Origin of the sequence: Cellulomonas sp. zg-ZUI22 (genome assembly GCF_017353535.1) — a bacterium.
In the GTDB taxonomy this organism is placed as follows: Bacteria; Actinomycetota; Actinomycetes; order Actinomycetales; family Cellulomonadaceae; genus Cellulomonas; species Cellulomonas wangleii.
On the sequence record NZ_JAFMUZ010000001.1, the window covers coordinates 330,373 to 351,128 of the forward strand.

Sequence of the window (20,756 nt, forward strand, 5' to 3'; positions counted from 1 at the left end):
ACCCGCTCGCTCGGGCGGAGGGCTACCGCAGGACGGCGTCGTCAGAGGCAGCGCGTTCGGCCAACGCCGCATGCATCAGGATCCCCACCCCGCCGGAGAACTCGACGCCCGTGAGATGCGACGAGCGCATCACCTCCTCGTAGGACCAGCGACGGTGCAGCTCGATCGATGCCAGGTTGCGCGGATTCACGACGTAGAAGACCTCGTCTGCGCGGTCCGCGATCCACTGCACGCGCACCTCGGTCAGAGCAAGAGCAATGCCCCTTCGCCGCCACGAGGGGTCGACCGTGACGCCGCCAAGGTAGTGACCCGTGGGTGCTGCATCTACTACCGCGGCGTGAAGGTACGTCTGGGCCCCGCCGACGGTGATCGGGTCACCCGCCTGCGACGAGCACTCCGCGACAAGGACGCAGCAGTCCGGGTTCTCCACCGCGCGCCGGTACGCATCCGGATGAGCTGGCCTGCCCGCTCGCCGCTGGATCTCCTGCATGGCGTCGACATCCCCCAGTGCGGCCGGCCGCACGGCGACCTGCGCTGGGCGATGCTCCGCACCGGGTCGGAAATCGGCGAAGCCAGCCATGTGCACGACGTTATCGGGCGGAGCTGAGTGGACTGTCAGTCCCTTCCGCATCTCGACATCCATCCGGCTCAGCCGCTGGCCGGGGTACATGCGGTTCGGGCTAGGACTCAAGCTTGAGGAGGGCGCTCCAGTCCGCGCCCGGGCACGCCCTCCCAACATGCCTAGGGAACGTCCGCCGGGACATGCGTGGTGATATCCGCCTCCAGTAGGCCGGCGAGGTCGTCGGGGTAGAGCGGGATTGCATCTTCAGAAGGTGATCGCCAGACGCCGGTGACGTTGGGCTGGTCGAGGCAGGTTCTTCGGTCCGGTTCGTAGTCCGCCGGGTGCGCCAACTGAGCGTCGAACACGAGGACGATCTCATGACCGGCTTGACCGGCGTAGGTGAAGTGGTTCTCGAGTGCACCGAGCTGGCGACCAACCGTGATCGCGAGCCCGTACTCCTCGAGGAACTCGCGCTCGAGGGTCCGCGAGGCCTTCTCGCCGAACTCGATACCGCCGCCGGCCGGACGATGGAACATCCGTCCTGTTCCGGGTTCGACGACCTCATCGACGAAGAGCTGCCCGGTCTCGGGCCGACGGATCACTGCGAGGGCGATAGCTCGGACGCTTGGCACGTACGAAAAGTAGCGTGCTGCGCCGTGCTATCGGGCCAGCCGGGAGATCGGTTCTCGCCGGGGCCGAGCGTGGGCGCGACGCCACTGGACTCTTCGTGGCTAGTTTGACCAACGCTCTCCGCGCAGGAGCAGCCGGTCAAAGTAGGACGCTGGGCCCCGGTCAATCTGCCCTGCATCTCGACACCGGCGTCGATAGCTGCCAGCCTCCCGCACCTTCATCTCACGCGTCCTCGGCGAGCGACAACACTGCGCGCATGCCGGCGAGTCCCGACCCGGCGCGTGTCTGGTAGGTCTCGGATAGCCCTGACGCGGTGAGCAGGTGTGCCCAGCGCTTCTCGGTCACGACCGCGTCACAGTAGGGCACTGCCGTTGCCAACGCGATCAGGTCGGACAGGTCGTGCTGCTCCCACGGGTGATTGGCGTCGCGGTGCTTCAGCTGGCGCAACGTGGCGAAGACATGCACGGTGGGGATCCCGGCGACCAGGGCCTTCATGGCGCTCGATGGGTCGGTCGCTGGCGGCGCAAAGAAGAGGCCATATGGGTTCACGCCAGCGTCGAGGCACGCCTCGTTCAGCTCGTCGGTGATCGTCTGGATCTCCTGCACCACGATGAGATCCCACAAGCGCCGCCGCATCGCAGGAACGGCACGTAGGTCCTCGCGGAACCGAAGCTCGCGCTCCATCCAGTAGTCGCCGTCGCGATGCGCCGGTGCACGATCGAGGCCATCGCGCTTCAGGAACTCGTCGCCGCCGACAAGGCTGAACCACTCCCACGCCGGGCCCGCTGCGACCGAGTCGTGCCAGTCGGGCGGGGGACTGGTCGGTGCACCCTCGGGTGACTCTGAGGTAGCGATGGATTCCACGAACCGCAGCCGGCCGTACTTCGAGTTGAACGCGTGGTTGACCCCAATGCCCAGCACCTCGGCGGAGGTCGTGGCGCGAGTCGTCCCGTGGAACCATCGCTCGATGTAGGTATCCATTTCCAGGCGCCGGACGACGTCGATCGCCCCGAGCGTGCGGTATCCGCTCAGGTCGCGCATGACCGCGCCCACCTGTTCTCGTGATGCCGCACTGCCTCGATGCCAGAGCTCGCGGTAGTGGGCGCCGGAGAGCGGCAGAACGACACGCTCATCGGCTCGCAGGTCCGCGAGTCGTGACGCGACTTCGTGCCAAGGGCCCGAGCGAGCCTTGAGGCCGCGTGCGAGGTCGACCCAGATATTCATGTCGAGGTAGATGCACACCGGCTGGACTGGGCCCATCTACTTCTCCTCTGCTGGTCGCTGGCGTACTTTCTGGCGGACCGCGCGAGCACGACACATCCCCGGGGCGCCAAGCGTCGAACATGACGCGTGAGTCGTCGAAACGCGCTGCATACGCCCCGGCCTTGATCTAGGAGGTGGCCGTCTGACGAAGGTGCTCTGTCAGCGGGCGCACGAGGTCCTCAGTGATCCCAGCGGCGACGTCTTGAATGAACCACAACACGGCGTCGTCGAAGGTCCCAGTCAGGAGCAGTAGTCCAAGGGCAATAGAGCCGACGGCCAGCCGCCATCGTGTTGGCAGCCCGTCAGCAGCGAACTGGACGACGTCACTTCCGCGCACGGCATGACGATGGCATATGCCACTGACATCGGATCGTCAGCCGATGCATGGCGAACGGGCACTCCGCTGGTACGGGTGACAGGGACAGTTGCTGAGGCGCAGTCCTGCCCAAGAGACCAGAGCGCGACGGCGGTCACGAGGTGACGCCATGGGCACTGTCTGGTGGGCCGCACCTTGAGTGATCTCGGCTCACCACGCCAGCTTGCTCAATGTATGCCGCGCGCCGGCCGTCAGCCTGTCCCGCATCTCGACAATACTTTGAGAATCGGGTGTCGAGATGCGGCCTACTTTAAATGTCCGCACCCGAAACATTAAATACGAAGTCCTAACAAACTAGCCGTCGACGCGCGGGACGCGCACCCGAGGAGTGGCCGACATGTGTGCCACACAACCGTCACACAACCCAGTTGCGTCCCACCACGGTTACCGCGATCGATCGGGTGAACCCCCGCTAGTGGCCTCTGAGCTCTGGCCGCGCCGTATGCGCCGAGGGTCGCCATCATGGAGCCGTGTTTGAGGACTTCACCATCGAGGACATCGCCGTCGGCGAAGCGACCCTCCACGTCAGGCACGGCGGCGACGGGCCGCCCGTGCTGCTGTTGCACGGTCATCCACGAACGGGAGCGACCTGGCACGCGGTCGCACCGCGGCTGGTGGCCGCGGGGTTCACAGTCGTCTGCCCGGACTTGCGGGGATATGGCCGTTCGACGGGCCCTGCACCAACGCCGGATCACCGTGCCCACTCGAAGCGGGCGGTCGCTGGCGACGTGGCGCAGCTGATGACGAGGCTCGGCCACGACCGCTTTCACCTGGTCGGGCACGATCGGGGAAGCTACGTGGCCTTGCGTCTGGCGCTCGATCATCCGCAGCGTGTCGACCACCTCGTCCTGATGGACTGCATCCCGATCAGCGAGCACCTCGCTCGCGCAGATGCCCGCTTCGCGACGAGGTGGTGGCACTGGTTCTTTTTCGCGCAGCCCGACGTCCCCGAGCGGGTCATCTCCGCGGACCCCGACGCCTGGTACCACGGTGACCCGCGGGTGATGGGGGCCGACAACCACGCCGAGTGGCGCCGAGCGATCCACGATCCGCGGGTGGTGCGCGCGATGTTGGAGGACTACCGCGCGGGCCTGACCATCGACCGCATCGATGAGGAGGCGGACAAGGCCGCGGGACGCCGCCTGGAGATGCCGCTCCTCGTCCTCTGGTCGCTCCGCGACGACCTGGAGCTGTTGTACGGCGATCCGCTGGAGATCTGGAGCAACTGGGCTTCCGACGCGCGCGGAAACGGCATCGACTCCGGGCATCATGTTGCGGAGGAGGCGCCCGACGCGCTCACCGATGCGCTCACTGGCTTCCTTCCCGCCTGATGATGACGGCGCCGTCCAGAAGTTGATACTCCGACCGTCGCACGGGTTCCCCGATGCTCCCCCGCGCCGGGAGGCTCGACCGCGGCAACTGTTGTCCGCTGAGCTGGACGACGACCAGTCGGCGCCGTATGTCGAGATGCAAGGTTGTTTGTCTGGACACTCGTCTTCGTTTGACTACCCGATACCTCCGGATCTCCGCGCGCCGCGGCCCGTGCGGACCAGGTTCAGCCGGTCGCTGCGGATGGGGTCCACCTGCCGAACCACCGCTCGGCGTTGTACGCCTCGAACCGCTCAACCTCGACAAACCCCAGCCTCGCGGCAAGGCGCATCGACCGCTCGTTCGCGGTCTGGGTGGTGAGTACGACGGCTTCACCGGGCAGTGCGGCGGTGAACTAGCTGAGTGCGGCTTCGCAGGCCTCGGTGGCGTGCCCTCGACCGCGTGCACGCTGCCCACTTCTACTTTGGATGCCGCTTCAGCCGGGTGGCCGTTCGGTCAAAGTACGGCGCTCGCGCCCGGTCAATCTGTCGTGCATCTCGACAGACGACTGTCGAGATGCCATTGCGCTGCCCCGTCCTTTGTCGTCGCCGTAGCCCGACTCAACGGTGTCGATGTCTGGGCTGTCCAGACCTGCTCCGGAGATCCGCGGTGACCCGATCGAGTACACCGCTTGACGTACCGGGCGTCCGCGGGTGCGCTGTTCGACCGGTCGGGTTCGATGACACCCCGACTGCCTGTCCTCAGGCTGCTTCCGCCCGCACCAGGGGGTGCCCGGGCCTAGGGTCACGCCATGGACGCGCGCGTGAACCTCGTAACACTCGCCGTGCAGGACGTCGCCCGCTCCCGCCGGTTCTACGTCGACGGGCTCGGCTGGCCCGTGCTCGGGGAGGTGCCGGGCGAGGTCGTGTTCGTGAGGCTGTCGCCCACGCTCGTGCTGTCCCTGTGGCGTGCGGCCTCGTTCGTCGACGAGGTCGGCCCGGCCGGCACGCCGCCGGGGGAGGCGCCGTTCGTGCTCGCGCACAACGTGCCGACTCCTGCGGCCGTCGACGCTGCCGTCGCTGACGTGATCGCAGCCGGTGGTGCACTCGTGCACGCGCCCGTCTGGCGCGAGTGGGGCGGGTACTCGGCGTACGTCGCGGACCCGGACGGGTTCCGGTGGGAGCTCGCGTACAACCCGGGCCCCATGGGTCTGTCGCTCATGGCAGCCGACGGCCTGGCCTGACGGCGCACGCCGGGGCCCAGGTCCCGAGGTGCGGGGCCGTGGGACGCCCGTTCGGGTCATCCGCGACGTGGCCACATCGGCGCCAGCGGGCAAGGTATGACGCTCAGCAGCGGTCAATCTGCCGTGCATCTCGACAGCAGCAGGCGGATGCGCCGCGCGGTCGGCAGGCTCGGGCGTACTCCTGACGCGCCGTCCTGTCGCCGACTCGCTGAGTTCCCGGTCGGCGCTGGCGGAACCGCGACGGCGCTCGTGTCGAGATCCCGCCTACTTTGAAGATCCGCGACAGGTTGATTAAGTACGGCACGCGAACTAATTGGCAGCCCGCGGCATGCTGTCCGTACGGGGGACGGGCAAGCGGACGTGGCGTCGGGACCGTCGGCCATGACGGGCCACCCTTGGCTCGACGAGGAGCCCGGAGAGCCGGACCGGTCGCGCACCTGGCTCGAAGGTGGTCAGCCGGCGTCTCCCCGGACGATGTCGACGAGCTCTCTCAGCGTGTCGATCCGGTACCGCGCCCCCGAGAAGTCACCGTCACGTGTGAAGTGGTTGTCCACGACTGCGCAGTCGATGCCGGCCGCCATCGCGGACCTCAGCCCGCGTGCGGAGTCCTCCACGACCAGGGTGTCCGATCGTGCGGCGCCGAAGCGCCGCAGGCCAGCAAGGTACGGCTCCGGGTCGGGCTTGGCGCGCTGGTAGTCCTCGCGGACGAGGACGAAGTCCATGAACGCGCGGATCTGCCGCCTCTCGTGGATGAGGTCGAAGTCCGCGCGCTTGGAGGTCGTCACGATGGCCAGACGCGCATGCCGCGACAGCTCGGCGAGCACGTCGACGACTCCGTCGATCTCGATGGGCTGCGTGCGCAGGTACTCCTGGTAGTAGCCGTCACGTGCGACGCGGAGTCGGTCGATGGTCGGCTCGTCGACACCCGCCGACCTGGCCTGGGCCCACGTTCCCAGCCCTCGGGTCATGTCGCTCAGGTACTGCGCCTTGTCCAGGACCACCCCGACGTCGGCCAAGGCTCGCTCGCCCGCCGTCCAGTACCAGTGCTCGGTGTCGACGAGGACGCCGTCGTGGTCGAAGAGGATGTAGCTCTTCACGGCGAGCGCATGAGCATCACCGGGACGGCGAGTCCTGCGTCGTCGCCGAGGTCCTGGGTCAGCGGGATCCAGTCGAGACCGACCATCCTCGGGCAGTCGCACTCGAGGTCGTGATCGGTGCCGAGCACCGGCTCGCTCGCGGGGTCGACCTCCACCCGGAAGACAGTCGTCCACCCTGAGGGGTACGGGAACTCGAACACGGCACGGACCGACGTGCAGGTCAGGTCGGTCTCCTCGAGGACCTCGCGCCTCACCGCCGCGGCCAGATCCTCACCGTCGTGGACCCCGCCCCCCGGCAGGGTCCAGTACTCCGGGCCGTCGTGTCGCCCCTGCGGCCCTCGCCCACGTTCCCGGACCATCAGCACCGACCCGTCGCGAACGATGATCGCCGCCACCCGCTTCCGCCCGTCCACGTCCTCATCGTTGCCGAGAGTGTCGGCCGGGGCGCGCGGATACCTAGCGGAGGCGCGTTGCGACGCGTTCACCGGGCCTCACCACCGTGGGCGTATTCCGCTTCTTCGGGCTGACCGACGGAGCTGCAATAGCCGTTGTTGTCAGCACGAGGGAGGCGAGAGTGATGGCAGGGCACAGCTCAACCAGTCGCTGCGGCTGGGATCCACGTACCGAACCACTGCTCGGCGTCGAATGCCTCGAACCGCTCGACCTCGACAAACCCCAGCCTCGCTGCCAGGCGCATCGACGGCGCGTTCGCGGTCTGGGTGATGACTACGACGGCTTCACCGGGCAGTGCGCCAGCGAACCAGCTGAGTGCGGCTTCGCAGGCTTCGGTGGCGTATCCCCGTCCCCATGCCTCCGGCAGAAGGAGGTACCCAAGGTCCACGTGGCCGGCCGCTTGGCGAACCTCGTAGTCGACGTCCCGGCGTTCTAGCTGAACGATCCCGACCATCGCTCCGTCGAGGTCGATCACGAAATGACCGGGACGCCCCTGCGGAGCCGCTGGTAGCGCGCGTTCGACCGCCTCACGCGATCGCGCTCCGCCCGTGTAGGTCCCGACCTCGGGTGATGTGTAGAGCTCGACGAATGCCGCGCGATCGCGCGCCTCCGGCGGACGGAGCAGAAGTCGAGCGGTTGCGATCGGTCCGGGTGGCCACATGACGCGCCCAAGCTCTGCCATGCCCCGACAGTACGGACGCGGCCCTGACGGTGCGTGCGGTCCCGTGCCTACGGCCACCTCCTCCTTCGGCTGCCGCGACGACGAGGACGCCGGCACGCCCAGGGCTCGCTTGAGTGGTCACGGTCGCGAGCGTGACTACCCGGTTCGAAGCGGATACCGCTCAAGCACTTCCCCGGTGTCGTCCGACCACCAAGCGAGCGTCACCTGGCTGCGGTCGCCGACCCGTACTGACCCCACCGGGTCAGGGCTCGTAGCTCGGCACCTGGGTGTCCGCACCGTCGCGCCGGATCGTCAGCAGGTCGTCTGCTGACATCCCCTCGTGCAGTATCGGCAGTACCCACGCCCAGTCAGCCAGGATCACCGTGGAGCCGGCGGCGAATCCGGGGATCGAGGTGATCACAGAGACCACCTCGGCGAGAACCTCCGGCGCCCGCCAGTCGATGTCGAGCGCCTGCCCCGCCACGTCCACCGCGACGAGCGCCTCACCGTCGTTCACGACGACCTGACCCGCGGAGACTGTCGCGAGTCGACCGCTCACCGCATTGAACGTGGTGTCTGGCCACACGGCGCGCAGGGTGTCGAAGACGACCGACGGGTCGAACCGGAACTCACCGTCCGCGACGGCGACGATGGAGTTAGGCATCCTGCCAACCTTTCACGGGACGATACGAACGTAGCCGCGCGGCCCGAGAGCGCTCATGGGACTCTCGAAGAAGCGCGCCGCTGCCGGGGTGTTCGTGACCCACTCGAACACGCCATTCCCTCCGAACTGTTCGGCAGCCTCTGCCATCGCCAGGAGGCGCTCGTCGATTCTGTGAGCAGCGACGCGCTCGAGGCTGCTTCCCGGCGGTGGTTCGTAGAACTTGCTCGACGACCCGGACCCGACGTGCTTCGCGTCCCCCAGTGCGCCGCACGTTGGGGTGAACCCGTCCGGGTGCGAGTGGCGGGCTGAGGGCAAGTCGATGCGTCGCTCGTTGTTGCCGTAGATCCGCAGCTGGTACAGGAACAACACCTGGACAGCCTGGTCGACCGTCCCGCTGGTTCGGGTAGGGACGCCCGCAGGACGTGACGAACCTGCTCCTGTCACAGCTGCCGTACGTGTGTGGCGGCGTCGAGACGCCCGCGGCGGACGGTCCCCGTCCGGATCGACGGGCGGCACCGCTGGTGGGCCGGGGAGTGGTGGCGGGACCACGCCGACCCCCACATGGCGGCCTGATGGACCCCGAGGGTCCGTTCGCGGCCGCGAACGAGGGCGAGACGAACAGGTGCAAGCGCGGGGAGTCGCTGCCGTACGTCGATGACCTGGAAGAGGCCATATCAAGCCGGGGAGGCTGGCTTGTCGGTGCTCGGACCTAGTGTGCGGAGCATGACGCGGTACATCGACGAGGATCTGCACGGTGCGGAGTTCCGCGAGTGCGATCTGACCGGGGCACGCCTGATCGGCGTCGTCATGCAGGATGCCGTGATCGACGGGTTCGTCACCAACCTCGTGGTGAACGGTGTCGAGGTCACCGAGTACGTCGAGGCAGAGCTCGACCGGCGTCATCCGGTGCGGGTGCTGATCCGCTCCGAGGACCCTGCCGATCTGCGCGAGGCATCGCGTCAGCTCCATGCCGGCTGGGCCGCCACGGTCGAGCGGATCCGCCGCACGCCCGGCATCGAGCGCCGCAGCGTGAACGACGAGTGGTCGGCGGTGCAGACGATGCGCCACCTGGTCTTCGTCCACGACTCGTGGTTCCGCCGCTGCTGCCTGGGCTCGACGGAGCTGTTCACGCCGATGGGCATCGGGACGACCGTCGAGCCCTACCGTGGAGCGCACGGGCTCGACCTCTCGCTCGATCCGGCCCTCGACGAGATCGTGCGCGTGCGTGACGCACAGGCCGACGAGCTCGAGGCCTGGCTCGACGAGGTCACCGCTGTGCAGCTCGCAGCTCGAGCGCCGGTGCCCGACGACGATGTCTGGCCGCCGTACGCCCGGGGCCGCTCGGTGCGGCAGTGCCTCGGCACGGTGCTCAACGAGACCTTCGAGCACCACCGCTTCTGCGTCCGCGACCTCGACCTGATCGAGGCACAGGACGCTGAGTAGGGCCGGCTACGGACTCAGCATCGTGCGGATGCGGGCATCGCTGACCATCTGCGCGGTGCCGAGCTGTTGGGCCCAGAGCCGGCCGCGGTACTTCTCGAGTATCCAGAGCCTTCGCTAGAAATCTGCAACCGATCCGCGAGGGCACGGCGACGAATGGGTTTCAAGCCTCAGCAGCCGCAGGAGGACGCTTGCACGGTCCTGCCATCCGCTCGGCGACGTACTTTCAGGCCGCGGAGGTCTCAGCGGTGCGTGGGGCATGTCCTTGATCGACCGCACGGCATGGTGTTGGTGCGGCGCACCACCCTGGGCTCTCCGTCGGGCAACTCGATCGCGACCGTCACCTCGACGGCGTGGACGGTGACTGTGGTGCCGGCACGGGTTTGTCCTGATCGCCAGGGGTGAGGGTGTTGGGCCTGGTGCGCAGGACGACGCGGGTCCAGCCGGTCCTCGTCCGGCGCCGAAGCGCACCCTCCACGCGCACGTGGTGCGCGAGGCCGGCTCCGCGCTCGGTCCCCGGCCCCGGCCGTATCCGGGTGCGGCCGACGTTGCGCTCTGCTAGACCTGGGCGGACGGCCGACCCCGCGTGAGAGGCACGCGAGAGCGTCCGCAGGGGGCACCGATGTCACGTGTGCTGTGGACCGTCTGGCTCGCCGGGGTCACCGACTCCGACAACTACTACAAGTCGACGACGGTGCGCTTCCTGCCTACCGACGTGGTCGCGACCATCGCGGTGTCCGCGTTCCGGGCCGAGCTTCCCGCCCGGGACAACCTCATCCGGCCCGAGGTGGACGCCTGGATCACTGAGGCAATCCCCGCCGACCAGTGGGGCTCTCACCGGTACGGGTCCTCGAACTCCCGCTGGGCGGACGGCATCAGCGAGCTGACGTTCAACATCCGCGTGTCACGGGCGGCCACCGCCGCCACGGGGATCGTGCACGACCGCCGCGACTCGGTCTCCAGCACACGCGCCGCACAGGTGCTCGAACGGGCGCTGGTGGACCGGGACACCGGCGCCATCCACCGCCTGCACACCGACATCACCCTGGAGGGCGCGACCCCCGTCGACGTCGAGGCGCTCGAGGCGGTCCTGGTACGCGGAACCCGTCTGAGCGTGGTGGGCGCAGAGCCCCTCTCCGACGAGGCGGGCGTGCTCGCACCGCGCTACGACCCCGACCGAGATCGCGTCGTGTTCGAGCCGCCGCCTGCCCGCGGCGCCTGACCCGGCTGAGGTACGGGCCGACGACTACCGCGCCTGGCGCCTGTGACAGGGTGGCGGGTCCTCCGTGCTCTGACCGACGGCGGCGCCGAGTGCCCTGTCGGTCAAAGCAGCCCGCACGGGGGTCGGTCGATCTGCGCCGCATCTCGACAACTAATTGGGCCCCCTAGTTCAACTACCCCGATTTGTCCTCGTGAGAAGCCGACCGCCGGCTCGTGAAAACCTACGACGCGGGCCAGCCCTCTCGAGCTGGGCTACCCGGTTCGAAGCGGATAGCGCTCAAGCACCTCGACAATGTCCTCCGACCACCAGGTGAGCGTCACCTCGTCTGCGGTCGCGCTGATGGGTAGTAGCTCCCTCAGGATCGCCACGTCGGTCTCGGGGAGTTCTTCGCCGATGGACAGGTGAGGCACGACCTCGTCGAACATCCCGCCGTACGGCGGCCACTGCGGGAAGGCCGCGGAGAAGATCTCCGTGAGCCGGATGAACGGCGCGCCGGGTTCGGGCACCAGGTACGTGAGTCCGCCGGCGAAGCGTCCGACCGCGGAGAGCGTGAAGCCAAATGCTCGGACCGGAGCCAGGAGCTCGCGGATGGTGCTGACGAGGGTTTCATCGACGTCGGACCGATCGACGAACGGTCCGAGCAACGTGACGTGGGGGCACACGGGCGCGACCTCGAGCCGTGCAGCGATCGACTCCAGCGCTGGAACGGGAACCTGGATCACCGTGTGCCCCATGCCCACCAGTCTGCCCATGAAGGCGCGGATGGCCCGACGCAGCTTGCCGGCGGACCTGTCCGGACGGCTGGGCCGTCAACGCGCGACGCCTGACGCCGGTCGATCTGTCCTGCATCTCGACACTTGTTGTCGAGATGCGAGATGCAGGGTTGTTCGACCGAGGCAGGAATGAGCTGCCCGTGCGGCTCGTCCCGGGGGGACCAAGAGGCCACGAATGCGCAGAGCGCGTCGTGACCTCTTGGTGCATTCCGGCCTGATGACGGGAGCGGGTGGTACGAGCCCTTACCGCCGGCGGGAACTCCCCCCACGCCCCCGCCAGCCGCCGTTCACCGGCGACGCGCCGCCGACTCCTCCCAGGTGCAGCGCGAGGAGGAACAGGCCGACGAACATCAGCGTCTGGGGGGTGAACGCGTCCCCGAGGTTCGCCTCGACGAGGTCGAGGAGCAGGGCGAGGGCGAAGATTGCGGCAGCGACGAGCGCAAGCATGAGCACTCCAAGGGAGGGGGTCCGGCGAGCCTGCCGGGAGGGTCTGATGCTTCCGGTGATTCGGGAGCAACCGGATCATGGCCCACGGTCACGACGACCGCTAGTGGAGAAGGGCTCCGAGATCGGAAGGACCCTGATGCGACCGTCACCGTCCAGCTCGCCGACGGCACGAGCACTGGGCCGCTACGCATCGACACGCTGTCGCGTGCGATAGACATCAGCGGTGACCGACGACCGACCGACGCAGACGATGACGCTGCGCGGCGTCCGCGGGTTCGGTCGGCTGTGGAGCGCCTCGACGGTCTCAGCGTTCGGCAGCTACGTGACGACCTTCGCAGTGCCGTTCATCGTCGTGGACGCGCTGGACGGCGACGCCGTCGACGTCGGGCTGGTCAATGCGGCCCGCTGGGTGCCGTACCTCGTGTTCGGGCTGCTGGCCGGCGTGATGGTGGACCGGATGCGGCGCCGTCCGGTGCTGGTTGCCACCGACCTGCTGAGCGCGGTCGCGCTCGGAGCGATCCCTGCGCTGTCCATGACGGGGCACCTCGGCGTGGGGTGGCTCGTCGTCCTCATGGCCGTGTTCGGGCTGTGCACGCTGGTGGGTGATGCAGCGTTCCAGTCGTTCGTGCCCCGCGTCGTGCCGACCACGCTGCTGGGATCGGCACACGCCCGGCTCGATCAGTCGGATGCGGTCGCCCAGGTCAGCGGCCCTGCTCTCGCCGGCGGCCTCGTCCGCTTGCTGGGTGCGCCGCTCACGGTGCTCGTCGACGCCGTCAGCTACCTGGCGTCCGCGGTCCTCCTGGCGACGGTCAAGGTCGACGAGCCTGCCGTGGAGCGGAGGTCGAACGCCCGGCTCCGCAGCATCGGCACCGAGATCCGGGAGGGTGTGCGCTGGGTCTACCGTCACCCGACGCTGCGTCCGCTCGCGCTGAGCACGCACGCGTGGTTCGCCTGCTCGGCCGTCGCGGGAGCGGTGATGGTGCCGTTCGCGTACAGGACGTTGCACCTGAGTGCGGGGACGCTCGGCCTGGCGCTCTCGGTTGCCGGGCTGGGGGCGCTGGTAGGTGCGTCCGTCGCGGTCCGGCTCGGTCGACGGTTCGGTGCGGGCCGCGTCATCGTCGTCGCACGGTTCGGGACGGGGATCGCGTGGGGGCTCATGGCGTTCTCGCCCGTGGCGATGCACGAGGGGCCGGCCGCCGGCGGGTGGGGCGGTGGTCCGGCGTGGGTGGTGTTCGCACTGGGGCAGCTGCTGCTCGGGCTGTGCATGGGCGCGGAGAACACGAACGAGCTGGCGTACCGCCAGACCGCGACGCCGGACGCGCTGCAGGGCCGGATGAACGCCACGATGCGCTCGATCAACCGCGCGATGATCGTCGTGGCTGCGCCGCTGGGTGGTCTTCTCGGGGACGCCGCGGGGTACGGGGCGGCACTTGTCGTCGCGGGTGGGGCTCTGGTGGTCGCGACGGCCGTCACGGCCGGCTCCCGCTTGTGGGGCGCACGACTCGGTGACGCGTCCACATCGACGGCCGACGGCCTCAGAGCTGCACGACGCTGCCGGGGCGTTCCCCGTAGCAGACGCGCAGGTGGGTGTCACCTGCTCGTGCTCAGCCCTGTGCCTCTCGAGCCGGAGATCGACTGGCGCGCCCCGAAGCTGTCGATGGCCCCCAGCGGGGAGCCATCACGGTGATGACCAGGTTGCCCTGGCCGTCGTGTACGCTCCCTCACGACACATACCGGACGGTCGGTCTGTGATCTGACCTCGACGGAGAGGTGTGCGATGCAGCGGTTCGAGGGCAGGGTCGCCCTGGTCACCGGCGCGAGCCGCGGCATCGGGTTCGCGATCGCCGAGCGGCTCCTCGCCGAGGGCGCGTCCGTGGTCCTCACGGGCCGCAAGCAGGACGCGCTCGACGCGGCCGTCGCCGCCCTGTCGGCCCACCGCGGAGCCGAGCGGGTGCTGGGCCTCGCCGGGAAGGTCGACGACCCCGAGCACCGCACCGCGGCGATCGCCGCGACGGTCGAGCGGTTCGGGCGCCTCGACCACCTCGTGAACAACGCCGGCATCAACCCGGTCTACGGCCCGGCGCTGGAGATCGAGCTCGCGGCGGTGCACAAGATCCTCGCCGTCAACGTCGTCGCGGCCCTCGAGTGGACGCGTGACGCGGTCGCCGCCGGGCTCGGGACGGGCGAGGGGGCGTCGGTGCTCAGCACCGCGTCGGCCGCCGGGCTCGCGGCCAGTCCCGGCATCGCGTTCTACGGCGTCTCCAAGGCCGGGCTCATGAACCTCACCGCGCAGCTCGCCGTCGAGCTCGCCCCGCGGGTCCGGGTCAACGCCGTCGCTCCCGCGGTCGTGCGGACCCGGCTCGGCGCCGCCCTCTACGAGGGTCGCGAGCAGGAGGTCGCCGCGCGCTATCCGCTGCGCCGGATCGGCGAGCCCGTCGACGTCGCCGGCCCCGCGGCGTTCCTGCTGTCCGACGACGCCGCCTGGGTGACCGGTCAGACGCTCGTGATCGACGGGGGCGCCTCCGTGGCGCCGATGGGGTGAGGATGTGCGGATGAAGCAGACGAGTGTGGTGGACGAGGTGACCCGTGCGGCGGTCGAGCTCTTCGCGTCCCGGGGGTACGCGAACACCTCCGTGCAGCAGGTGGTCGAGGCGGCAGGCGTGACCAAGGGCGCGCTGTACCACTACTTCCAGTCCAAGGACGACCTGCTGTTCGGCATCTACGAGCGTCTGCTGTCGCTCCAGACCGAGCACCTCAACGCGATCGTCGAGCGCGGCGAGCCGACCGCCGAGACCCTGCGCGCGGTGTGCGTCGACGTCATCGAGACGTCCGTCGACCACCTGCTCGAGGGCACCGTGTTCTTCCGCAGCGCGCACATGCTCTCGGCACCGCGCCAGCAGGAGGTCACCCGCCGCCGCCGCGCGTACCACGACACGTTCGCCGGCCTCATCGAGGCCGGTCAGGCCGAGGGCCTGTACCGCACCGACGTCCCCGTCGCGGTGCTCGTCGCGCACTTCTTCTCGGACGTGCACTACCTCTCCCACTGGTACAGCCCCGAAGGCCCGGAGGACAAGACCGTGCTCGCGAACCAGCTCACTGACCTGTTCCTCGTCTCGATCTCGGCCGCGTCGGCCGGGTCAGCCCCTGCGGTCCGGCCGCACGCCGCCTCCGCGGTCGAGGGCTGACCGCCGTGCGCGCCTGGCACGTCACGGCCCACGGGGAGCCCGCGGACGTCCTGCGGCTCGTCGACCTCCCCGACCCCATCGCGGGCGACGGGCAGGTGCTCGTGCGGGTGCGGGCGGTCGCCGTGAACTTCCCGGACGTGCTGCTCGCGCGCGGGGAGTACCAGGTGCGCCCGCCGCTGCCGTTCGTGCCGGGCATCGAGCTCTGCGGCGAGGTCCTCGCGGTCGGCGCCGGCGTCACGCACGTGGACGTCGGGCAGCGCGTCGTCGGCTCCCACATCGGGGTGCTCGCCGAGCTCGCGGTGCTCGACGCCCACGAGGTCTTCGCGGCGCCGGACGCGCTCGACGACGCCCAGGCGTCCGCCTTCACGATCGCCTACCAGACCGGGTGGTTCGGGCTGCACCGGCGTGCGGCGCTCCAGCGCGGGGAGACCCTGCTCGTGCACGCCGCGGCAGGCGGGGTCGGCACCGCGGCGGTCCAGCTCGGCGCCGCGGCCGGTGCCCGCGTCATCGGGGTCGTCGGGAGCGCCGCCAAGGCCGACGCCGCACGCCGCGCCGGGGCGCACGTCGTCATCGACCGGTCCGTGCAGGACGTCGCGGACGCGGTGCGTGCCGAGACCGGCGGTGCCGGGGCCGACGTCGTGTACGACCCCGTCGGCGGGGACGCGTTCGCCGCGTCGACGAAGTCCGTCGCCTTCGAGGGGCGGATCGTCGTGGTCGGGTTCGCCGGCGGGACCATCCAGGACATCCGTGCGGCGCACCTGCTGGTGAAGAACTACACCGTGCACGGTCTGCACTGGGGGCTCTACGCGCGCGTCCGTCCGGAGCTCGTCACCGCCGCCCACGTCGAGCTGACCCGGCTCGCGGACACCGGCGCCGTCGTCCCGCAGGTCAGCGGCGTGGTCCCGTTCACCGACGCGGCCGCCGCGGTCGCCCGGCTCGCCGCCGGGAGCACGACGGGCCGCCTCGTCGTCCGCGTCCAGGACTGACGCGACCGGGCCGGGACCGCGCACGGACCGGGTGGGTGCCGGGCGTCCACCACCACCGACCGCACGGGGAGACGACGATGACGCAGCTCGACGGACGTGTGGCCCTCGTCTCCGGCGGCGCCCGCGGCCTCGGTGCCGCGTACGTGCGGGCCCTGCACGGCTGCGGCGCGAGCGTCGTCGTCGCGGACCTGCTCGACGAGGAGGGGACCGCGCTCGCGGACGAGCTCGGGGAGCGCGCGCTGTTCGTGCACCTCGACGTGACGTCGGAGAGCAGCTGGGCGGTCGCGGTGGAGGCCGCGGTCGGGCTCGGCGGGGTGGACGTGCTGGTCAACAACGCCGGGATCGCGAACACCGGCCGGATCGAGCGGTACGGCCGGGAGAAGTGGGACGCCGTGATCGCGGTCAACCTCACGGGAACCTACCTCGGGACGCGCGCGGTCGTGCCCGTCATGAAGGCGGCGCGGAAGGGGTCGATCATCAACATCTCCTCGGTCGAGGGGATGCGCGGCGACGCGGGCCTGCACGGGTACGTCGCGTCGAAGTTCGGGGTGCGCGGGCTCACCAAGTCCCTCGCGGTCGAGCTCGGTGCCGACGGGATCCGGGTCAACTCGGTGCACCCCGGCTTCGTGCTGACGCCGATGACGGACCGGCTCGACGTGACGCTCCAGCGGATCCCGCTCGGGCGGCCCGCGGTGCCGGACGACGTCGTGGGCGCCGTGCTGTTCCTCGCGGGGGACGAGTCCGCCTACGTGACGGGCATCGAGCTCGTGGTCGACGGCGGCATGATCGCGGGCGTCCCGCACGCGTGAGGGCGGTACCGGGCGGGCGTCCCGGAATGCGTCTGGTCTGATACATACCGTCCAGTCGGTTTCTCCTGTACTGTCGCAGCACGCCGACACGACGGAGTGCCGATGCCACCACGGGAAGCGCCCGCCCGCGCGGGTGCGATGCGACTGCAGGTCCGCGGACTGACCGTGCGCTTCGGCGGTCTCGCGGCCCTCACCGACGTCGACCTCGACGTCGCCGACGGCCAGGTCGTGGGCCTGATCGGGCCGAACGGCGCGGGCAAGACCACCGTGTTCAACGCCGTCAGCGGGCTCGTCCGCACCGCCGCCGGGACGATCACCGTCGCGGGCCGCCCCGCGCCCCGCGCGCCCTCGGGGCTGGCCCGGGCGGGCGTCGCCCGCACGCTCCAGGGTCTCGGGCTGTTCCCGGGGCTGAGCGTCCGCGAGAACGTGGAGGTGGGCGCCCTGGGCACCCCTGACCCCGCCGACCCCGACCCCGGCGCACCCGACCCCGCAGCCCGTGCGCTCCGGGCGCTCGACGACCTCGGGATCGCCGACCGCGCCGCGCTGCCCGTCGGTGCGCTGCCCTACCCCGAGCAGAAGAAGGTCGCCCTCGCGCGCGCTCTCGTCGCCGATCCCCGGCTCCTGCTGCTCGACGAGCCCGCGGGCGGGCTCGGCGCCGCCGACATCGCCGAGCTCGACACCGTCGTGCGGCGGGTCGCCGCGACCGGGTGCGCGGTCCTGCTCGTCGAGCACCACGTCGACTTCGTCATGGGGCTGTGCGACCGGGTCGTCGTGCTCGACTTCGGGCGCGTCATCGCCGACGGCTCGCCCGACGACGTCCGCCGTGACCCCGCCGTCACCGCGGCGTACCTCGGGATCGAGGTGACCGCCCCATGAGCGCAGCCCTGAGCGTGCGGGACCTCGTCGTCGGCTACGGCGGCGCGCCCGTCCTGCACGGCGTCTCGTTCGACGTCGACGACGGCACCGTCGTCGCGCTCGTCGGCGGCAACGGCGCCGGCAAGACCACGCTGCTGCGGACCGTGTCCGGGCTGCTCGCGCCGTCGGCCGGCACCGTGCACCTCGACGGGCGGGACCTCGCCCGCGTCGGCGTCGAGGACCGCGTGCGCCGCGGGCTCGCCCAGGTGCCCGAGGGTCGCGGGGTCATCACCGAGCTCACCGTCGAGGAGAACCTGCGGCTCGGCGGGCTCTGGCGCCGCGACCCCGCCGGCCTGCGAGCCGCGCTCGCCGAGATGTACGCGCTCTTCGAGCCTCTCGAGCGACGCCGCACGACCCTCGGCCACCAGCTCTCCGGCGGCGAGCGGCAGATGCTCGCGATCGCCCGCGCGCTCGTCGCCCGGCCCCGCGTGCTCCTGCTCGACGAACCGTCGCTCGGCCTCGCGCCCCTCGTCGTCGCCCAGATCATGCGCACGCTGCGCGAGCTGTGCGACCGCACCGGGCTCACCGTCCTGCTCGCCGAGCAGAACGTCGCCGGGGCGCTGTCCGTCGCCGACCGGGGCCTCGTGCTCGGGCTCGGCGAGGTCGTCGCCTCACGGCCCGCGGCCGAGCTCGCCGGTGACGAGGCCCTCCGACACGCCTACCTGGGGTTCTGATGGACCGTCTCGTGTTCCTGCTCGGCACCGGGCTGGCCCGGGGCACGCTGTTCGCGCTGTTCGCGCTCGCGCTCGTGCTCATCTGGCGCGCCACCAGGATCGTCAACTTCGCCGCCGGCGCCATGGCGATCGTCGGCGTGTACGTCGGCGTCGCCGTCACCGGGCTGACCGGTAGCTACTGGTGGGGCCTGGTCGCGACCGTGCTGGCCGGCGGCCTCGTGGGCCTGGTCGTCGAGCGGGGGGTCCTGAGGTTCGCGTCGGCCCGCTCGCCGCTGTCCGGGGTCATCCTCGCGATCGGCCTCGTGATCGTGCTGCAGTCGCTGCTCGGCATCGCGTTCGGCCAGCAGCACGAGCCCGTCCCCGCACCGTTCAGCGACCGGCCGCTGCGCGTCGGCGGGGTCCCGCTGCTCTCGCCGTACGACGTCGTCGTCGTCATCGTCGCGCTCGGGCTCATGGCGGCCCTGCGGCTGCTGTTCGTGCGGACGACGCTCGGCCTCCAGCTGCGCGCCGCGGCGTTCGCACCCGAGGTGGCCCGGCTGCTCGGCGTCCGCGTCGCACGGATGCGGACGGTCGGCTGGGTGCTCGCCGCGGCGGCCGCGTCGCTCGCCGCGATGCTCGCGGTGCCCAAGGAGCTCGGCCTCAACCCGCACGCCGCCGACATGCTGTTCGTCTACGCGTTCACCGTCGCGGTCGTCGGCGGGCTCGACTCACCGGGCGGTGCGCTCCTCGCAGGGCTCACGGTGGGGGTCGTCATGAGCCTCGTCACCGGGTACCTCGGGGCGACGCTGGCCCCCGTCGCGGTGCTCGCACTGCTCGTCGTCGTGCTGCTCGTGCGACCGTCCGGCCTGTTCGCCCAGGCCGAGGCGAGGCGAGCATGAACGCGCGCCGCACGCTCCTGCTCGCGCTCGGCGGGCTCGTCCTCGCGATCGGCCTGACGTTCCTGCTCGACCCGTACCGCAACTACCAGCTCGCGCTCGCCGCGGCCTACCTGTGCGCGACCGCCGGGCTGACCGTCCTCGTCGGGCTCAGCGGGCAGCTCTCGCTCGGGCACGCCGCACTCATGGCGGCGGGCGGCTACGGGTACGCGCTGACGTCGCAGGCGCTGACCTCGGCCGGCGTCGGCGGCGTGCCGCGGTTCCTCGCGGCGACCGTCGCCGCGGCGGTGGCCGCCGGGGTCCTCGGGCTGCTGCTCGGGCTCGCGGGCGCCCGCCTGCACGGCCCGTACCTCGCCGGGCTCACGCTCACGCTCGTCGTCGCGGTGCCCGCGGTGGCCGCGAGCGTCGGCGCGCTCCAGGGCGACCGCGGCGTCCGGATCGAGTTCGAGGGGGTCCCGGGCCCGCTCAAGGCGCTCATCGCGCTCGAGCAGTGGCAGGCGTGGGTCGCGCTCGCCGTCGCTGCCGTCGCCGTGACCGGGCTCGCGCTCGTGCGCGACGGGCGCACCGGGCTGCGCATGCGCGCGGTGCGGGACGACGAGGTCGCCGCGGCGCTCGCCGGGATCGCGCCCGCCCGGGTCAAGGTGCTCGCGTTCGTCGTCAGCTCCGTGACCGCCGGGCTCGGCGGCGCGGTCCTCACGTTCGTCACGCAGTCCGTCTCGCCCGGCGCCTACACCGTGTCGCTCTCGCTGCTGCTGCTCGTCGCGGTCGTGGTCGGCGGGCTCGGCAGCCTGCTCGGCGCCGCGCTCGGCGCGGTGCTCCTGGTGCTGCTGCCGTGGCTCGTCGGCACGCTGACCGACATGCTGCCGCTCCCGTCGCAGGTCACGCAGCGGCTCGACGGCACGCTGCCGCTGCTGGTGTTCGGGCTGCTGCTCATCGTCCTCGTCGCCGGCGCCCCGGGCGGGCTGGCCGGCGCGCTCACCGCAGCCCGCGACCGCCGCCGGGCCCGCAGACGCCCCCCGGCACCCGGGCCCAGCGCCGCACGGCTCGCCCCCACCGCCGGCGACGACCCCACCGCCGGGGACGACCCCACCGGCCCGGCCGCACGCCCCGGGTCCGTCGGCCCCACCGCCACCCGCTCTGGAGAACCCGTCCGCACACCGACCGAGGGATGAC

At 70.7% G+C, this 20,756-nt stretch carries 24 protein-coding genes; 13 read left to right on the forward strand and 11 right to left on the reverse strand.

Annotated features, from left to right (window positions below; translation table 11 throughout):
* Positions 1-22 precede the first annotated feature (22 nt).
* The 3 genes from J1G43_RS01485 to J1G43_RS01495 all read right to left on the reverse strand — a co-directional run bounded on the left by J1G43_RS01485 (position 23) and on the right by J1G43_RS01495 (position 2,452).
* Positions 23-670, reverse strand: coding sequence for a GNAT family N-acetyltransferase (locus tag J1G43_RS01485; protein ID WP_207340031.1), 648 nt, complete (start codon positions 668-670; stop codon positions 23-25).
* Between the two features lie 71 nt (positions 671-741).
* A complete protein-coding gene (locus J1G43_RS01490; protein WP_207369709.1) occupies positions 742-1,164 on the reverse strand; it encodes an NUDIX domain-containing protein in 423 nt (140 codons plus the stop codon).
* Positions 1,165-1,414: 250 nt separating this feature from the next.
* A complete protein-coding gene (locus J1G43_RS01495) occupies positions 1,415-2,452 on the reverse strand; it encodes a hypothetical protein (protein ID WP_207377801.1) in 1,038 nt (345 codons plus the stop codon).
* 849 nt (positions 2,453-3,301) lie between these two features.
* Here J1G43_RS01495 and J1G43_RS01500 point away from each other — a divergent pair.
* Together J1G43_RS01500 and J1G43_RS01505 are read left to right on the forward strand one after the other, a co-directional pair.
* Positions 3,302-4,162 (forward strand): alpha/beta fold hydrolase, encoded by an 861-nt coding sequence (locus J1G43_RS01500; protein ID WP_207340026.1) that lies wholly within the window; start codon positions 3,302-3,304, stop codon positions 4,160-4,162.
* A 788-nt stretch (positions 4,163-4,950) separates the two neighbouring features.
* Complete coding sequence (locus tag J1G43_RS01505) at positions 4,951-5,382, forward strand: VOC family protein (RefSeq protein WP_207377802.1); 432 nt, start codon at positions 4,951-4,953, stop codon at positions 5,380-5,382.
* Between the two features lie 452 nt (positions 5,383-5,834).
* On the opposite strand, the gene J1G43_RS01510 is transcribed toward J1G43_RS01505, so the two are convergent.
* The 5 genes from J1G43_RS01510 to J1G43_RS01530 all read right to left on the reverse strand — a co-directional run bounded on the left by J1G43_RS01510 (position 5,835) and on the right by J1G43_RS01530 (position 8,626).
* Positions 5,835-6,479: an HAD family phosphatase gene (locus J1G43_RS01510; RefSeq protein WP_207377803.1), complete on the reverse strand. Its 645-nt coding sequence runs from the start codon at positions 6,477-6,479 to the stop codon at positions 5,835-5,837.
* Positions 6,476-6,892 (reverse strand): NUDIX domain-containing protein, encoded by a 417-nt coding sequence (locus J1G43_RS01515; protein ID WP_307859440.1) that lies wholly within the window; start codon positions 6,890-6,892, stop codon positions 6,476-6,478. Before J1G43_RS01515 ends, J1G43_RS01510 begins: the two co-directional genes overlap by 4 nt.
* 179 nt (positions 6,893-7,071) lie before the next feature.
* Positions 7,072-7,614 (reverse strand): GNAT family N-acetyltransferase, encoded by a 543-nt coding sequence (locus tag J1G43_RS01520; protein ID WP_207340022.1) that lies wholly within the window; start codon positions 7,612-7,614, stop codon positions 7,072-7,074.
* Positions 7,615-7,855: 241 nt separating this feature from the next.
* A complete protein-coding gene (locus tag J1G43_RS01525; RefSeq protein ID WP_207377804.1) occupies positions 7,856-8,257 on the reverse strand; it encodes a hypothetical protein in 402 nt (133 codons plus the stop codon).
* A gap of 12 nt (positions 8,258-8,269) precedes the next feature.
* Positions 8,270-8,626 (reverse strand): restriction endonuclease fold toxin-2 domain-containing protein, encoded by a 357-nt coding sequence (locus J1G43_RS01530; RefSeq protein ID WP_207377805.1) that lies wholly within the window; start codon positions 8,624-8,626, stop codon positions 8,270-8,272.
* A 354-nt stretch (positions 8,627-8,980) separates the two neighbouring features.
* On the opposite strand from J1G43_RS01530, the gene J1G43_RS01535 reads away from it, so the two are divergent.
* Complete coding sequence (locus J1G43_RS01535) at positions 8,981-9,700, forward strand: DinB family protein (protein WP_207377806.1); 720 nt, start codon at positions 8,981-8,983, stop codon at positions 9,698-9,700.
* A 6-nt stretch (positions 9,701-9,706) separates the two neighbouring features.
* Here the strand turns inward: J1G43_RS01535 and J1G43_RS19755 are convergent, their stop codons facing one another.
* Entirely contained in the window at positions 9,707-9,802 is a 96-nt protein-coding gene (locus tag J1G43_RS19755; RefSeq protein ID WP_374191789.1) for a hypothetical protein, read from the reverse strand.
* Positions 9,803-10,319: 517 nt separating this feature from the next.
* Between J1G43_RS19755 and J1G43_RS01540 the strand changes: the two genes are divergently transcribed.
* Positions 10,320-10,919 (forward strand): hypothetical protein, encoded by a 600-nt coding sequence (locus tag J1G43_RS01540; RefSeq protein WP_207377807.1) that lies wholly within the window; start codon positions 10,320-10,322, stop codon positions 10,917-10,919.
* A 251-nt stretch (positions 10,920-11,170) separates the two neighbouring features.
* Here the strand turns inward: J1G43_RS01540 and J1G43_RS01545 are convergent, their stop codons facing one another.
* Positions 11,171-11,653, reverse strand: coding sequence for a 2'-5' RNA ligase family protein (locus J1G43_RS01545; protein WP_207377808.1), 483 nt, complete (start codon positions 11,651-11,653; stop codon positions 11,171-11,173).
* A gap of 282 nt (positions 11,654-11,935) precedes the next feature.
* A complete protein-coding gene (locus J1G43_RS01550; RefSeq protein WP_207340015.1) occupies positions 11,936-12,139 on the reverse strand; it encodes a hypothetical protein in 204 nt (67 codons plus the stop codon).
* 223 nt (positions 12,140-12,362) lie between these two features.
* Here J1G43_RS01550 and J1G43_RS01555 point away from each other — a divergent pair, with 223 nt between their 5' ends.
* From J1G43_RS01555 to J1G43_RS01595, 9 genes are all read left to right on the forward strand, one after another.
* Positions 12,363-13,826 carry an MFS transporter gene (locus J1G43_RS01555; RefSeq protein WP_207377809.1) on the forward strand — a complete coding sequence of 488 codons (1,464 nt, stop codon included), beginning with the start codon at positions 12,363-12,365 and terminating at the stop codon, positions 13,824-13,826.
* 90 nt (positions 13,827-13,916) lie between these two features.
* Positions 13,917-14,681 carry an SDR family oxidoreductase gene (locus J1G43_RS01560; RefSeq protein ID WP_207377810.1) on the forward strand — a complete coding sequence of 255 codons (765 nt, stop codon included), beginning with the start codon at positions 13,917-13,919 and terminating at the stop codon, positions 14,679-14,681.
* A 10-nt stretch (positions 14,682-14,691) separates the two neighbouring features.
* Entirely contained in the window at positions 14,692-15,324 is a 633-nt protein-coding gene (locus J1G43_RS01565; protein ID WP_207377811.1) for a TetR/AcrR family transcriptional regulator, read from the forward strand.
* A 5-nt stretch (positions 15,325-15,329) separates the two neighbouring features.
* Positions 15,330-16,310, forward strand: coding sequence for an NADPH:quinone oxidoreductase family protein (locus tag J1G43_RS01570; RefSeq protein ID WP_207377812.1), 981 nt, complete (start codon positions 15,330-15,332; stop codon positions 16,308-16,310).
* Positions 16,311-16,387: 77 nt separating this feature from the next.
* Positions 16,388-17,119, forward strand: a complete 732-nt coding sequence (locus tag J1G43_RS01575; RefSeq protein ID WP_207377813.1) for a glucose 1-dehydrogenase — start codon at positions 16,388-16,390, stop codon at positions 17,117-17,119.
* A gap of 138 nt (positions 17,120-17,257) precedes the next feature.
* On the forward strand, positions 17,258-17,995 hold the full coding sequence (locus tag J1G43_RS01580; protein ID WP_242635184.1) for an ABC transporter ATP-binding protein: 738 nt from the start codon (positions 17,258-17,260) through the stop codon (positions 17,993-17,995).
* Positions 17,992-18,708 carry an ABC transporter ATP-binding protein gene (locus tag J1G43_RS01585; protein WP_207369720.1) on the forward strand — a complete coding sequence of 239 codons (717 nt, stop codon included), beginning with the start codon at positions 17,992-17,994 and terminating at the stop codon, positions 18,706-18,708. The genes J1G43_RS01580 and J1G43_RS01585 overlap by 4 nt, the downstream gene beginning before the upstream one ends.
* Positions 18,708-19,586: a branched-chain amino acid ABC transporter permease gene (locus J1G43_RS01590; protein ID WP_207377815.1), complete on the forward strand. Its 879-nt coding sequence runs from the start codon at positions 18,708-18,710 to the stop codon at positions 19,584-19,586. Before J1G43_RS01585 ends, J1G43_RS01590 begins: the two co-directional genes overlap by 1 nt.
* Entirely contained in the window at positions 19,583-20,755 is a 1,173-nt protein-coding gene (locus tag J1G43_RS01595; RefSeq protein ID WP_207340006.1) for a branched-chain amino acid ABC transporter permease, read from the forward strand. Before J1G43_RS01590 ends, J1G43_RS01595 begins: the two co-directional genes overlap by 4 nt.
* The last annotated feature ends 1 nt before the right edge of the window (position 20,756 follow it).

Excerpts from the sequence above, each read along its gene's own strand:
- J1G43_RS01485 (WP_207340031.1), bottom strand. The coding sequence starts at position 670 with ATGTACCCCGGCCAGCGGCTGAGCCGGATGGATGTCGAGATGCGGAAG.
- J1G43_RS01495 (WP_207377801.1), bottom strand. The coding sequence starts at position 2,452 with ATGGGCCCAGTCCAGCCGGTGTGCATCTACCTCGACATGAATATCTGG.
- J1G43_RS01505 (WP_207377802.1), top strand. The coding sequence starts at position 4,951 with ATGGACGCGCGCGTGAACCTCGTAACACTCGCCGTGCAGGACGTCGCC.
- J1G43_RS01520 (WP_207340022.1), bottom strand. The coding sequence starts at position 7,614 with ATGGCAGAGCTTGGGCGCGTCATGTGGCCACCCGGACCGATCGCAACC.
- J1G43_RS01525 (WP_207377804.1), bottom strand. The coding sequence starts at position 8,257 with ATGCCTAACTCCATCGTCGCCGTCGCGGACGGTGAGTTCCGGTTCGAC.
- J1G43_RS01535 (WP_207377806.1), top strand. The coding sequence starts at position 8,981 with ATGACGCGGTACATCGACGAGGATCTGCACGGTGCGGAGTTCCGCGAG.
- J1G43_RS01540 (WP_207377807.1), top strand. The coding sequence starts at position 10,320 with ATGTCACGTGTGCTGTGGACCGTCTGGCTCGCCGGGGTCACCGACTCC.
- J1G43_RS01545 (WP_207377808.1), bottom strand. The coding sequence starts at position 11,653 with ATGGGGCACACGGTGATCCAGGTTCCCGTTCCAGCGCTGGAGTCGATC.
- J1G43_RS01550 (WP_207340015.1), bottom strand. The coding sequence starts at position 12,139 with ATGCTTGCGCTCGTCGCTGCCGCAATCTTCGCCCTCGCCCTGCTCCTC.
- J1G43_RS01560 (WP_207377810.1), top strand. The coding sequence starts at position 13,917 with ATGCAGCGGTTCGAGGGCAGGGTCGCCCTGGTCACCGGCGCGAGCCGC.
- J1G43_RS01565 (WP_207377811.1), top strand. The coding sequence starts at position 14,692 with ATGAAGCAGACGAGTGTGGTGGACGAGGTGACCCGTGCGGCGGTCGAG.
- J1G43_RS01575 (WP_207377813.1), top strand. The coding sequence starts at position 16,388 with ATGACGCAGCTCGACGGACGTGTGGCCCTCGTCTCCGGCGGCGCCCGC.
- J1G43_RS01580 (WP_242635184.1), top strand. The coding sequence starts at position 17,258 with ATGCGACTGCAGGTCCGCGGACTGACCGTGCGCTTCGGCGGTCTCGCG.
- J1G43_RS01585 (WP_207369720.1), top strand. The coding sequence starts at position 17,992 with ATGAGCGCAGCCCTGAGCGTGCGGGACCTCGTCGTCGGCTACGGCGGC.
- J1G43_RS01590 (WP_207377815.1), top strand. The coding sequence starts at position 18,708 with ATGGACCGTCTCGTGTTCCTGCTCGGCACCGGGCTGGCCCGGGGCACG.
- J1G43_RS01595 (WP_207340006.1), top strand. The coding sequence starts at position 19,583 with ATGAACGCGCGCCGCACGCTCCTGCTCGCGCTCGGCGGGCTCGTCCTC.